The organism is Halalkalibacterium ligniniphilum, assembly GCF_000334155.1.
Lineage (GTDB): Bacteria > Bacillota > Bacilli > Bacillales > Bacillaceae_D > Halalkalibacterium > Halalkalibacterium ligniniphilum.
Window position 1 is genome coordinate 1 of sequence record NZ_ANNK01000162.1, and the last position, 13,955, is coordinate 13,955.

The window sequence follows — 13,955 nt, forward strand, 5'->3', positions numbered from 1 at the left end:
TCACCAGCCGCCCGCGGAAAGCGAAATATATTTCCGAAGCGATTGCTATTCAGAAACGATCATGACGTTCAAATTTCTCATCAATAAAAACTCTTTTGTCCCGGCCTTTTTTTCATTTGTTTTTTTCGACTATCCTTCAACCTTCACTAAGCGTTTAATCGTTTTAATTGCATCAAAATGCATGCCTTCATGATATAAGCAAAAGCTAAGAAATTCTTCAACTGAGCTTAATCTAAGTCCAGAGGAGGTTGTATAAGGTTCTTTCACCTTTTCTTCTAAGCGTTCACTTAATAGGCGTTCAATACGCTCAATTTGTTCTTCGAGCATCGTTACTAACGTTTCCACATTCGGCGGCGCAGAATCCCAGTCCGCCGGCTTTGTTCCGGGGCTAAACCATTTGACAAAGTCCTCTGAAAGCTGACTATCTTCTTCAATAAAAGAAAAGGCAAACCTTTCATGCACGAGATAAATATGCCCTAGATTCCATCTTAAGCTGTTATTAAATCCAGTAGGGACAATGTCCGCAAGCTCCTCACTCGTCCCCTTTACTGCCTTTACGGTGTTGTTGCGAACAAACGTTAATTGATTGATTAAATAACTCATTGTTCACTCTCCCTTGTTAAAAGCTTTCTCGTTATTTGCCAAAAAGATAGCCATGTGACATTGAGATCACAATGGCTATCTTTATTTTACTTCTCCTTATTTTTCCTGTAAACAAATCTTGACAGTGTTACACTAAGCTCATAGAGCATAAGTAACGGGATCATCACCATTAGATCCGACAGAAAGTCTGCAGGAGTGATTAATACCGAGAGGACAATTAAAACAAAATAAGCGTACTTTCTTGCTTTGACCAGTTGGTTCGGATTAATGATCCCTAGTCTTGTCAAAAATAATATAATGGCTGGTAATTGAAAAAGAAAGGCCAATGGTACCGTCATATAAAACATAAAACGAAAATAACGGTCAACCGTAAACATCGTTTCAAATTGCTCACTTGAGATGGCTAATAGAAAATCCATTACGACTGGAAAGAGAACAAAAAATCCAAAACTTAAACCTAATAAAAAGAGAAGTAAGAAAAATGGAATGTAGATAATGGTTGAGGCTCTTTCCTCCGGGCTTAAAGCTGGAGAGAGATACTTCCACACCTGATAGCCGATGACAGGTAATGAAAAGGTTACTGCCGATATTGCCGCAATCGACATGTAAGCCCAAAGCACATCCCCTGGGCTTAATATCGTTAGCTTCTGTTCAATATCCTTTATTAAAAATTGATAAATATCATTAACAAAAATAAAGGATACTAGAAAAAAGAAAACAAACGAAGCACCAGAAAGAATGATTCTTTTTCTTAGTTCTTCTAGATGGTCAATAACTGGCATCGATAACGTTTTCTCCATTTTCCCCTCTCCTTAACATCGCTAAAAGCTAGTCTCTACTAAGCGATTTTTTCTGATCATCCTCTTTAAAATCATCTTCAAAATTCCCTGTTAATTCTTTCGTTCCTTTTTTAAATTCCGATAGTGTTCGACCAAAAGCATTCCCGATTTCAGGTAACTTCTTCGGTCCGAAAATGACAAGTGCGATGATTAAAATTAAAATTAACCCTGGAATTCCAATATTGCTCATTCACTACACACCTTTCTGTAGACAACCGTTCATTATCGTTTTTAGGCAATCGATTCTTGAGATAGCATATTGGTTAGTTGCTTTCTTAATTTGATAAATTCTTGATTATCCATAATGTCCGATTTTTGTCTCGGTCTTGGAATGTCAACGCTAATGACAGCACGGATATTTGCTTTAGGTCCGTGGCTCATCACAACAATACGATCAGACAATAAAATGGCCTCTTCAACATCATGTGTGACCATCACAACCGTTTTTTGCTCTTCTTCCCAAATCCGTTCGAGCTCATCTTGTAGGCTCCCACGTGTCAGAGCATCAAGCGCTCCAAACGGTTCATCAAGAAGTAGCACCTTCGGGTTATTAACGAACGCACGGGCAATCCCAACCCGTTGCTTCATGCCACCTGAAATTTCCCTTGGCTTTTTATCCTTTGCCCCCGTCAGCTTAACAAGCTCTAAATACTTCATTGCAATCTCATCTTTTTCTTCTTTTGTTGCTCCTTCTTTTACACAATCAAGGGCAAACATAATGTTTTCATAGACAGTCATCCACGGGAACAATGCGTGGTTTTGGAACACCATTCCTCGTTCCACACCTGGTTTTTTAATGACCTGGCCATCTAATTTAATCGTTCCAACTTCGCACGACTCAATACCTGCAATCATATTTAATAGCGTGCTCTTCCCACAACCACTTGGGCCAATTAATGAAATAAACTCACCTTCGTTAAATTGTAAATTGATTTCATCCAACGCTTCAAAAACTTTACCCCTTGTCTTAAACGTTTTTTTCACACGAGCGATCTCTACAAAGCCATTAGTTTTCATAGCTAACTCTCCTTTCAACATACGCTAAAATTCTATCGAGAGCTGTTCCAATCAAACCAATCAGAATAATGGCAACAATAATGCTAGAAATATCAAGGTTGTTCCATTCATTCCAAACAAAATAACCAATTCCTCTACCACCAATGAGCATCTCGGCGGCAATAATAACTAACCAGGCTACCCCTAAGCTAATTCTTAACCCTGTAACGATGTTCGGTAACGAAGCAGGTAGCAATACCTTTCTTACAAACATTCCCTTCTTCGTTTCAAGCGTTTTGGCTACATTTAGATACGTCTTTGGAATCGTTCTCACACCAAAAATCGTATTCACAAGGATCGGCCAAATACAACAGATAAAGATAACAAAAATCGCGGTACTTTGTGAATCTTGTAAAACCGCTAAGCCAATTGGAAGCCATGCTAATGGAGAAACAGGTTTTAAGATTTGAATAAATGGGTCAATTGCCTTTGATGCAACCTCTGATGTACCAATTAAAAAACCAAGGGGAACGGCAACAATGGCAGCAATCGCAAACCCTACGACAACCCTTTGCAAACTTGACAAAAGCTGTATGCCAATCCCAACATCATTGACACCCATGTTATAAAAAGGGTTGCTTAACAACTCCACTCCACGAACGACAACTTGAGAAGGTGCTGGTACAAGCGTTGATGCAATGCCCAATCGAACAAAGGATTCCCACACGAGAAGGGCAACACCTAATATTGCTAAAAACACTAAAAATGCTTTTGCGTTAACGGAAAGCTCACGTTTACTCGTTTCCATCTTTTCTTGTAGATTGGCTGACGGTGACAATACATTTGGTTTTTTTGTACTACTTGTTTGCATGTTTCATTTTCCTCCCAACATATTATCGAATCATCCATTCTCTCAAATTATTCATATCTTCCGCATTAAAATCTTTGCCCATAATTTGTTCAATTTTGTATTCATCTGTCGGTGCAGAAATGCCTAATTCATTCGCAATATTTCTCACATCTTCTGTCAAGAAAATTTCATCGGCTACCTTTTTAATATCGAGACCCTCAGCTTGCGCCGGTGTAATATAATCCCAACGGATCATTTGTGTTAAAATCCACGCAGCAAAGCTTTTCCATGGATAAGGATCAAAGTCTACTCGAGTCGGGTCATTTAACGTATTCCCTAATCCATCAGGGAACTTTCCAGTAAGCACTTGTTTTACAACTTCTTCTGGTTGATTTAAATATTGATTTGGTGAGATCGCCGTTGCAATATCCGCTCGATTTGCTGACTCGCTGCTGTAATTTGTCGCATCCACAATCGAGCTAAGAAGTGCATGATAGGTTTTTGGATATTGGTCAATAAATTCTTGTTTTACACCAAATGCACAGCATGGATGATTTGCCCAAAGATCTTTGGTTAAGGCAAAAATATAGCCAAAGCCTTCATGAACAGCCCGTTGATTAAATGGCTCAGGTCCCAAATACCCATCTAAGTTTCCAGACGCAAGGTTGGCAACCATATCAGGTGGACGTGTAATCCGAATGTCGACATCATTATCTGGGTCTAAGCCTCCTTCAGATAAATAATGACGTAAAAGTAAATTGTGAATCGAATAATCAAATGGTACGCCAAATGCCATTCCTTTTAAGTCTGAGATTTCTTTAACCGTATCCTTATGTTTGTTTGCTAAGGTAATAGCCTGACCATTGATGTTTTCAATTGCCGCTAACCGTGTCGGTACGGTTGCAGAACCTAGTCCTAGGGACATTGAAATGGTCATTGGTGACAATAAATGAGCCGCATCAATTTCTCCTGTAATAAATGCATCACGGATATCAGCCCAGCCACCGTACTTTTGAATCGTAACTTCTAGACCATGCTTTTCATAAAAGCCCATCGGATCTGCCATAATAATTGGGGTAGCACAAGTAATGGGAACAAATCCTATTTTTAATTGCGGCTTTTCAACATCGGCAAGGGTAATCGACGACCCACTTGATGAAGAGGGCTCAGAGAAACACCCCGTCAATGTTGATAGCAATCCACTACTGGCAAGCACACCTATTCCTAAAGCAGCTGTTTTCACAAAGCTTCTTCTTGTAACGGGACGACTATACTTCATTGCATTCATAATTCCAAGATCTTTTAAGTCTGTACGATATTGATTTAGCTGATTCGCATTTTTGATTGGCTCATCGATATATTGATGCTCATGATTACATCCGTGTAAAGAGCAATCATGATTATGATCATGCTCGTGTTCTACATTTTTTTCTTTCATGATTCTCCACCTTTGCTGTTTTAATAGACGTGGATGTATATCACCATTTTTTATAAGGCAAGAACTTCCCGTCGAACGTCACAATGACTCTATCTCCATTCGGATCTTCTTTCTTTTGAATATCCATCTTGAAATCAATCGCACTCATAATGCCGTCACCAAACATTTCTTGAATGACTGCTTTTAACGTTGTCCCATAGACTTGATTGATTTCATGAAATCGATAAATAAGCGGATCAACAGGCACGCTTGTATCTAAAGATCCCTTGAATTTATAGTCTTGTAAAGCACTTATAATCGTGTCGTCTAGCCCAAGCATGTCTCCAAGAATCTCTGCCTCTTCTTTGCTCATCGATGCCTGTCCCATAATCGCCGCAGCTGCCCAGGTTTTGTCTCGTCCAAGCTTTTGACCAATGTCTTCGAATGTCAAAGCTTTTTCCTTTTTTGCAGCTAAGATTGTTTCTGTGATTTTTTCAGTAACCAATGTAATGACCCCTTTCCTTTGCTAGAAGTAATAGTTTATTGTTACTGCTCATTATAGGGCGTCCAAAAAAAATCATGTTGAATTTTGTGAGATTACGTTACATAATTTTCAGAATTTTCCCACATAAAATATTAAATACGTTTAGATAGCGATCGATGCGCCATACGATTTTGTTTGAAAAAATGAGCTGACTCTTCCCCGTCAACATTAGACAATCCGGCTATTAATATCAGAATATTTTATTTTATTTGATTTAAATTAACAATAAAGCGAAATATCACGCATATGGGAGAGAAAAAATGATCAAAAAACCATCGAGCAGACCAGTTAGGTAGTTTATTAAGAACACAGCGAATTAAAGATGCGAGAGTACAAAAAGCAACAGGAGAAATGACAGCATAAGCCTTGCGGAAAATCGAAGACGAAGAAATTACCCGCATTGTTGAAAAACAAAAAGAAGTAGGTTTGCAGGCAATCACAGATGGAGAGTTCCGACGTGCGTGGTTGTGTGAAAAAATCGTTAATAGGATAAGTGTAAAGAATCTCATGATAAACGACGTAAGCTAAGATATCTATATCCAAAAAAAAAAGAAGTAACTGCTTCCCCCTTTTTAAGGCGATGCTCATTACTTCTTTCCTTTATTTTTATTGATTAACTAAGCTGCAGCTCTACATCCTTACCTAAAATATCTTTAATTCTACGTTCGATCATTTTTTCAATTCTTTCTTTTCCTTGCACCTCTTTTGGTGTATCAATTTCTTTTCCATTCACAATAATTTGTTGATCGTAACGTTGCAGCATGCCTGGCAGGAACTCTTCATATACCTTTTTGATCCGGTCTGCATGTTCTGGCTTTTTAGCAAAACGTTTTAAGGAACGAAGACCAAAGCCTACATGACGTCCTTCATCACGCTTAATGTTTTTAAATCCTTCTTGTAAGCCAGGTAATAAACCATACTGTCCCCAAACGGCTTCAAACACATCATAGCCAACCATTGCTTGAACACCTTCTATAATTCCTTGGTATTGTGCCATTCCTTCTACCATTGCTGCCTCTCTCGCTACAGGACCTTCATCGATCGCTTGAATCAATTGCCGGCCTCGTTCGCTTAAGCTTTCATGAACATAGTTTTTCACCGATTTTGGTTGACGATCCATCTCGAAAACCTCTTCGAAATATCTTTTGAAAAACTCTGTATGCTTAAACTCCTCGACGAGCTGTGTACTTAAAAATGCTTGCTGCCAGGTGGTTGGTGCGACCATAATCCATGGACAAAATTGAATGGCAACATTTTCCTCTGCGTCATAAAATCCATTGCAAAAATGAATCAGGTAATTTCTTTTCTGTTCATCCATTTCTTGAAAATGCTTTTTGTCTTCGGTGAGGTCAATTTCATAAGGGTCCCATGTACCAAAACGAATCGCCATCCGATATAGAGACATGGCAAGCTCATCTGCCTCTCTGTGATCGACTTGATTTAAATCTTGTATTCTTTCTAACTCTCGGTCGACTTTTTCATAATTTACTCTTTCTTCTGAAATTTTACTCATTTAATATCCCTCCCAAAATGGTTTCACTGAATATATTGCAAGAATCGTGCCAACAATTATCCAGTTCATAAAGAGGGTAAATGGTTGATAAAGACCTTAATCGGAACGTATGTCATTCCAGCGGAACGGCTGCAGTTCCACATTGTCATCGTATGTAAACAGAAATAATCATAATCCTGTTAAGTGATTGGGATTTTTATTTCTTCACACGAATAGCAAAGCTCATCTCATGTTTTTTCATCTTTCTCATTAATGTTGTATGGGAAACACCAAGTGCTTTCGCTGCCCTTCGGATACTGCCTTGCTCTTCTAAATACGTAAGAATTAATTTTTTCTCCATTGCCTCGAAAAGATTTCCAGAGGAAGCGTCTTCTTTTTCAATCGATAAGGATTTTTCTTTGTTTTGAGTTTCTTTCATTTTATGATTTTCCTCTAAAATGTTTTTCGGTAAGTTCTCTAAATAAATTTCATCACTCCTTACCGTCAAAACTAACCTTTCGATTAAATTAGAAAGCTCTCGAATATTCCCCTTCCATGAGTAATGTTGTAATAAATCCAAAGCTGGTGTAGAAATATATTTTTTCTTATCATATTTTTGATTAAATTTATTTAAAAAATGAATCGTCAAAGGAATAATTTCTTCCTTGCGCTCTCGCAAAGGCGGCAGATGAATCGGAATCACATTTAAGCGATAGTATAAATCTTCACGAAACTCCCCCTTTACGACCATTTTTTCTACATCACGATTGGTTGCAGTAATAATACGGACATCGACTTCCACTTCACGTATACCACCAACACGGGTTAGGATGCGGTCTTGTAAAAAGCGCAAGAGCTTTGCCTGCATATGAAAAGGGAGTTCCCCTATCTCATCTAAAAAAAGTGTGCCTTTATCGGCTAATTCAAATAATCCCGGTTTTCCACCTTTCTTTGCTCCAGTAAACGCTCCAGCTTCATGACCGAAAAGTTCTGATTCTAACAATTCCGGCGGGATCGCTCCACAATTGACCTTAATAAAAGCCTCCTTTGCCCTTTTGCTTTTGTAATGAATTTCTCTCGATATAATTTCTTTTCCCGCGCCTGATTCACCACTAATAAATACTGTTGAATCTGTATCTGCAATTTGTTCGACTAGATGCATAATTTCCTTCATTTGCGTGCTAACAATAACCGTTCCTGCATGGTTCGTTCCTTCGATTAACTCTTGAATTTTCCGCTGATATTTTTCAGATAATATTTGAGTTTTTTCTAATTCTTTTTTGGATTGAATCAGCTCTGTTATATCATGGATATTCGCTAATACACGAACTAAACGGTGATCTTCATCAAACATCGGTGTTGCTTTAACCAAAACATCAATGCCGTTCTGAAGCTTTTGGAAATCAGAGAGGAGGCGTTCCTCTTTCAATGCCCGTAAGGTAACCGATGATTTTTTAAATATCCCCATCTTAATAATTTCTCGAATGTTTTTCCCTAAGTATTGCTCTTTCGAAATCCCACTTAATTTAACAAACGCTTCATTCGTTAACTCAATCATACCGTGTTTATTGATAACAAGGATTCCATCGTTTGAATTTTCAATAATCGAGGATAATAATTGTTGTTGTTCTAAAAGCTTTTGGATGACTAAATTTGAGTAAATACAACCAATATACTTGCCTGAACGATCAGTTACCGGGAGCACAGGGTAATGAAGATAAGGGATTTCTTGGATCGTAGTATCACTGACAATCGCTTCAATGTCTGTGCGAACGACCTCCTGAAGATGGTTAGCAGGATGATCCGTACATTTTTTATCAAACATTCCAATAAACCTATCGTTATCTACAACTGGGAGAGAATACAATTTCGATCTTTCTAGTATTTGTATTGCCTCCGTCATTTTTTCTGTTATCTGCAATTTAGGAACATGAGCTTCTATAAAATCAGTGATTCTCATGACACCTCTCCTTTAACTGATTACTTTTGCTGACAGCTTGGCCCGTTTCTAGCATTTCCCCTCTCATTTAAATCGCGTCAATGAATCGTGACAAAAAATCCCGTATCACCTTTTTCGGCGTACAGGACTTCTAGTACATTCAGATCATTTTATTAATGCTTAAGAGCAATTTGTTCATGCAGCATCGCGGTCGTCTCTGAAATTTGCGAAAAGGCAGAATGAAACTCATTCATGCTCTCTGCATGAGCTTCTGTATTTTTGGATACTTCTTGGATCCATTCATTCATATACTCAATATCCCTTTTCACTAGATCTAGCTGCTTTTGGATGTTAGCTGTCGCTTCCTTGCTACCTGTAGACATTTTTTGAATCTCTTTAGCCACAACGGAAAATCCTTTTCCAAGCTCACCCGCTCTTGCTGCTTCAATCGAAGCATTAATCCCTAAAATATTTGATTGTACGGACATCATATTGATCGAGTTGAGCACTTCTTGGACCTTTAAAATTTCTCCTCTTACCTTTTCTGATTCTTGAGAGAGTTTTTGTAGACGTTCATGTGTATTTTGTGTAACGACCTTCGCTTCTTCGGTCGTTGCCGTCATTTCTTCTACAACCGCTGTAAGGTTTTGTGCACCTTGACGAAAAGCGTCCATTTTTTGATTTGAAATAATTGCAGAAAACGCTCCAATAACTTTACCATTCTCATAGATTGGTGTCCCAGTGGAAATATAGGCGACCCCATATTTTTCTGGACCCACTTCACCTCGGACTCTCTGCTCTTGTATTAACGCTTCGTAGATAATCGTCCCTTTCAGCTCACTTATTTTTGTACCGACTTTCACTTTTAAATTGATAATTTCTCCAGGTAGAAAAGCAAGGACTTCTTCCGTGTCGATCACACAAAGACAAGCATCTTCAGGATAGGTTTCTTTAATAATTGGGAGCCAATCAATTAATGTTTGTAATTTTGTAGACACGCTATATAACCCCTTTCATTAAAAACGACCTTATTTTATATAAATGATAAAAAACTACCAGTCTTAATTACAGCTTTTCCTTAGTTATGTACAAGCTTACCACGCGCCAAAGTTCATTTTAAAAGCGCTGTCATATTATTGTGCTGATTTATGACTACTGTAGGTCCAAAATAAAACGCACTCCCTTTCCCAATACTTCTAATTTTGACCCGTCTTATTTAAATTTTTATTTTCTTCATTTAAATATACGATACCTTGTCATCATCTGTGTTTAAATATTTATTTGAATCTTTCTATTATTTTTAAATGGTTGTGGTGAGTGATATTTTTACAGTTCCCTTTTTTATTCATGCACATTTATAGGGGTACTTAGCATTATATTTAAGCTCTCACACAAAAAACCACCCAAAATAATAGGTGGTTTAGCATTGTTACATTTTGTTCAACTTAAAGCACACGACTTTCGGATCGGTCATTTCGTGTATGGCAAACTGAATCCCTTCTCTTCCAAGTCCTGATGCTTTAACACCTCCAAATGGCATACCGTCAATCCGGTAGTCACTGCTATCATTAATCATCACTCCACCTACGTCAAGCTCTTGACTTGCTTGAAATGCATGCTGGAGGTTATTTGTGAAAATACCTGCTTGAAGTCCAAAGTTCTTTTCGTTTGCTTTTTCAATTGCTTCATCCAGAGAAGAAACGGGATAAAGAAGGACAACTGGACCAAATATCTCCTCATTTGCAATCGTACAATCGTCAGGAACATCTGTTAAAACGGTCGGCTCATAATAAGCGCCGTCACGTTTCCCTCCGCACCGTAACTTAGCGCCTGCAGAAAGGGCTTCTTTGACCCAAGTCTCGATCCTTATAGCTTCTTTTTCAGAAATAAGCGGCCCCATATCAGTGTCTTCAGCTAGCTTGTCACCTACGCGATAATTCATGGTCTTCGTTACAAATCGATTGGAAAATTCCTCATAGATCTCTTTCTCAATGTAAATACGTTGCACTCCTAAACAATTTTGACCCGCTGCCCAAAATGCTCCAGAAACATTTGCTTCCACTGCTTCATTTACATTTGCATCCTTCAACACAATCACCGGTGAATTGGCCCCTAATTCCATGCTTAATTTTTTCAAGCCAGCTTTTCTGGAAATGCTTAAGCCTGCTTCTAATCCACCTGTAAATGAAATCATACGTACACTTGGATGCGTGACGAGCGTATCTCCAATTGCTGATCCATGTCCGGTCACAACCGATAAAATCGATGGTGGTAGCCCAGCTGCGTCGAATGCTTCAGCAAGCTTCAATGCACTTAACGGTGTAACAGTAGCTGGCTTAACAATGATTGCATTCCCTGAAGCAATCGCAGGACCAACTTTATGAGCAACAAGGTTTAATGGGTCATTAAAGGGGGTTATTGCACCAATGACACCTATCGGAAAACGATAATAGTAGCCCTGACGATTTTCACTTCCAGGAGATTGATCAAAGGAAATCGTTTCTCCTGTTATTCTTCTTGCTTCTTCGGCACTAATACGAAGAGTCTGTACACATCTACCTGCCTCTTTTCGCGCTTCCCGTATCGTTTTGCTGCCTTCTTTTGCAATAATGGTGGCATAATCTTCAAGACGAGCTTCAATATAATCAGCCGCTTTATTTAAAATCGCGATCCGTTCATGAACAGGCATTTTCGAAGCTATTTTAAACCCAGCCTTTGCCTGGTCAATGGCATATAGCATATCTTCTTCGGTTGCAGAAGGCACAGTCGTAATAAGCGAATGATCTTGAGGATTCCGCACGTCAATCACTTCATGACGCTTTACCCATTGCCCTGCTAAAAACATACTCATTCCTACCGTTTCCATATTAATCATGCTTCATGACCACCTTTCGATTAGATTCTTTCAACTCCTTCGATAATTTCTTTTATTTAATTATTTGAAAGCCTGATTGACCCTTTTTTCTCTGACACTGCTAGGTAACCGCGTTCAATGTTAATCAAATCAATTAATAAGGAATAGCCCGTTTCGATTTTTCCTGCACCAGGTCCGCAAAGGGTTATTGGACCGGCTAAATCACATTCATATGTGACTGCATTTATGGCCCCTTCGATGGAGGCAAGGGGATCTGATTGCTTAAGCTTTTCTAGCTTGACCGTTGCCACAACATTGCCTTTGACTTTTTTCGCTCTGGCAATGAGCTTCCAGCGGTAACCTTCCTTCTTCGCTTCCTCCATTTCTACACGAGTCAAACCGGTAATACCGTTACATAAAACATCCTCTACTTTTATCTTTGCACTCATTAAAAGATTAGCCAAAATCACGATTTTATAGCGTGCGTCATACCCTTCAACATCACTTGTAGGGTCCGCTTCTGCATAGCCTCGTTGTTGTGCTTCCTGCAAAGCTTCCTCGTAAGAAGAGCCCTGCTCCATTTTTGAAAGAATAAAATTTGTCGTTCCATTTAAAATTCCGCTGATCTCAAAGATTTCATTTCCTGCAAGAGTTGCAAGAGGCATTCTCAGAGCTGGTGTTCCACTCATCACCGTCCCTTCAAATCCCCAGCTCACTCCGTTTTTCGCTGCTAATGTTGATAGCTCTTCGTAAGCTAATGCTACCGGCCCTTTATTGCTCATGACCACATTTTTACCTGCTTGAAAGGCAGTCTTGCAATGATCAATCGCCGGCTGTCCGGTTTTCACATCGGTAAAGGTCACTTCCACAATCGTCTGAGCATTGGTTTCAGTGATCGTTTGAAAACTATCTAAGCCTCGAATCAATCCAGGTGTATCAGGGTAGGCATCCAGCTTCCCTGTTTCGTTTACAATTTCCAGTGCTTTTTCGATATTTAACCCTTCTGGATGATACAATGAACCTTTCATCATATCGGAGATGGCGACAATTTCCCCTTTAAAATGAACCTGTTCCATAAGTTCATGTTCTTTTTTAACTAAAATTTCTGCAAGCCCTTGCCCAACAGTTCCAAACCCTAATAATGCAAGCTTATGGCTCAAGGATTCTTTCCCTCCAATTCATCGTTGTGTCTCGTAAAAGCTTAACTTCACCTTGTACATAACGGCGAACGGTTTCTGTAAGAATCGCTACACCGATCGGAAGGCAACGTTCATCAAGATTAAACGTTGGTGTATGAAGATCTCGCTTGATACCGTCCGACAGCGCACAACCAAGAAAAAACATCGCACTTGGGACGATCTGACTCATATAGCCAAAATCCTCTCCACCCAAACCAAATGGTTCATGGACAATTTCGAAGGACGGATACAGATCTTTAACTGTATGAAGAATCCAACCGTTCACGATTGGGTCGTTTTTTAACGAGGGCTCTCCTTTCGTGATCGTCAGCTCATAGCTGCCGCCAAGATTATCGACAATCGAAATCGCTCGTTCAAGCTCTGCTGCAATATGTTCACGGTTTTGGTTCGAATAGCTGCGCATCGTCCCTTTAATTACGACTTCAGTTGGGATAATGTTGCTCGCCGTACCTGCATGAACTTGTCCGATGCTGATCACAGTCGGCTCTAACGGAGAAACCTTTCTTGCCACAATGCCGTGTATGGCTTGGAGGACAAGCCCAAGCATCCAAATCGGGTCGGTTCCCAATTGTGGATAAGCGCCATGTCCTCCCGTTCCTGTAATTTTCGCTTGAAACACATCGACATTTGCCATGCTATAACCGTTATTGACTTGTATGCCACCTACTGGCAGCCATGGACACATGTGCAACGCTAAAACCGCATCGACTCCTTCAAGCACCCCATCCAAAATCATATAAGGTGCACCTGAAAGTCCTTTTTCATCCGTGCTTTCTTCTGCAGGCTGAAAAATAAATTTCACCGTTCCTTTTGTCATCACTTGTTGTTTCATTAAATCTGCAACTAAGGTTGCTACACCCAATCCAATGGTAGGATGGGCATCATGACCACAAGCATGCATAACCCCTTCGTTTTTTGAACAATAGTCCACTTCATTTTCCTCAGTGATTGGCAGTGCATCAATATCGGCTCTAATGGCAATCGTTGGTCCTTCCCCTGCGGACAAGGTACCGACAACTCCTGTTTTCCCTATACCTACCTCCACCTGCATTCCTTCTATTTCACTTAGCTTGCTTGCGAGGAATTCGGCTGTTTTGATCTCTTGAAAGCTTAGTTCTGGATTTGCATGCAAATGTCGGCGCCATTCAATTAATTGTTGTGACAATGCTTCTGCTTTTTGTTTGATAAAGTGTTCTTCCATTTCTTGTGTTCACCTACCACA

Annotated in this window: 13 protein-coding genes and 1 pseudogene; 1 reads left to right on the plus strand and 13 read right to left on the minus strand. The window is 39.5% G+C overall.

Features of this window, described 5'->3' with window-relative positions; all coding sequences use genetic code 11:
* Window positions 1-129: 129 nt before the first annotated feature.
* The 7 genes from BLT_RS0119600 to cynS form a co-directional block, all read right to left on the minus strand.
* On the minus strand, window positions 130-603 hold the full coding sequence (locus tag BLT_RS0119600) for a DinB family protein (RefSeq protein WP_017729400.1): 474 nt from the start codon (window positions 601-603) through the stop codon (window positions 130-132).
* 86 nt (window positions 604-689) lie between these two features.
* Window positions 690-1,403 carry a twin-arginine translocase subunit TatC gene (tatC, locus tag BLT_RS0119605; protein WP_017729402.1) on the minus strand — a complete coding sequence of 238 codons (714 nt, stop codon included), beginning with the start codon at window positions 1,401-1,403 and terminating at the stop codon, window positions 690-692.
* A 28-nt stretch (window positions 1,404-1,431) separates the two neighbouring features.
* Window positions 1,432-1,632: a twin-arginine translocase TatA/TatE family subunit gene (tatA, locus tag BLT_RS0119610; protein ID WP_017729403.1), complete on the minus strand. Its 201-nt coding sequence runs from the start codon at window positions 1,630-1,632 to the stop codon at window positions 1,432-1,434.
* A 41-nt stretch (window positions 1,633-1,673) separates the two neighbouring features.
* Window positions 1,674-2,459: an ABC transporter ATP-binding protein gene (locus BLT_RS0119615; RefSeq protein ID WP_017729404.1), complete on the minus strand. Its 786-nt coding sequence runs from the start codon at window positions 2,457-2,459 to the stop codon at window positions 1,674-1,676.
* Window positions 2,449-3,309, minus strand: coding sequence for a nitrate ABC transporter permease (gene ntrB, locus BLT_RS0119620; RefSeq protein ID WP_017729405.1), 861 nt, complete (start codon window positions 3,307-3,309; stop codon window positions 2,449-2,451). Before ntrB ends, BLT_RS0119615 begins: the two co-directional genes overlap by 11 nt.
* 22 nt (window positions 3,310-3,331) lie before the next feature.
* Window positions 3,332-4,726: a CmpA/NrtA family ABC transporter substrate-binding protein gene (locus BLT_RS22470; RefSeq protein WP_017729406.1), complete on the minus strand. Its 1,395-nt coding sequence runs from the start codon at window positions 4,724-4,726 to the stop codon at window positions 3,332-3,334.
* A 40-nt stretch (window positions 4,727-4,766) separates the two neighbouring features.
* On the minus strand, window positions 4,767-5,210 hold the full coding sequence (gene cynS, locus BLT_RS0119630) for a cyanase (protein WP_017729407.1): 444 nt from the start codon (window positions 5,208-5,210) through the stop codon (window positions 4,767-4,769).
* Between the two features lie 315 nt (window positions 5,211-5,525).
* On the opposite strand from cynS, the pseudogene BLT_RS24625 reads away from it, so the two are divergent.
* Window positions 5,526-5,714, plus strand: a pseudogene (locus BLT_RS24625) (5-methyltetrahydropteroyltriglutamate--homocysteine S-methyltransferase); the annotation flags it as partial.
* Between the two features lie 148 nt (window positions 5,715-5,862).
* Here BLT_RS24625 and BLT_RS0119640 read toward each other — a convergent pair.
* The 6 genes from BLT_RS0119640 to BLT_RS0119665 form a co-directional block, all read right to left on the minus strand.
* Window positions 5,863-6,762, minus strand: coding sequence for a R2-like ligand-binding oxidase (locus tag BLT_RS0119640; RefSeq protein WP_017729409.1), 900 nt, complete (start codon window positions 6,760-6,762; stop codon window positions 5,863-5,865).
* 196 nt (window positions 6,763-6,958) lie between these two features.
* Entirely contained in the window at window positions 6,959-8,701 is a 1,743-nt protein-coding gene (locus tag BLT_RS22475) for a sigma 54-interacting transcriptional regulator (protein WP_017729410.1), read from the minus strand.
* Between the two features lie 152 nt (window positions 8,702-8,853).
* Complete coding sequence (locus BLT_RS22480) at window positions 8,854-9,678, minus strand: methyl-accepting chemotaxis protein (RefSeq protein WP_017729411.1); 825 nt, start codon at window positions 9,676-9,678, stop codon at window positions 8,854-8,856.
* Window positions 9,679-10,109: 431 nt separating this feature from the next.
* A complete protein-coding gene (locus BLT_RS0119655; protein WP_017729412.1) occupies window positions 10,110-11,555 on the minus strand; it encodes an aldehyde dehydrogenase family protein in 1,446 nt (481 codons plus the stop codon).
* A 56-nt stretch (window positions 11,556-11,611) separates the two neighbouring features.
* Window positions 11,612-12,694, minus strand: coding sequence for a homoserine dehydrogenase (locus tag BLT_RS0119660; RefSeq protein ID WP_017729413.1), 1,083 nt, complete (start codon window positions 12,692-12,694; stop codon window positions 11,612-11,614).
* The gene (locus BLT_RS0119665) at window positions 12,684-13,934 is read right to left on the minus strand and encodes a M20 metallopeptidase family protein (RefSeq protein ID WP_017729414.1); all 1,251 of its coding nucleotides are present in this window, start codon (window positions 13,932-13,934) and stop codon (window positions 12,684-12,686) included. The genes BLT_RS0119660 and BLT_RS0119665 overlap by 11 nt, the downstream gene beginning before the upstream one ends.
* Window positions 13,935-13,955 lie beyond the last annotated feature (21 nt).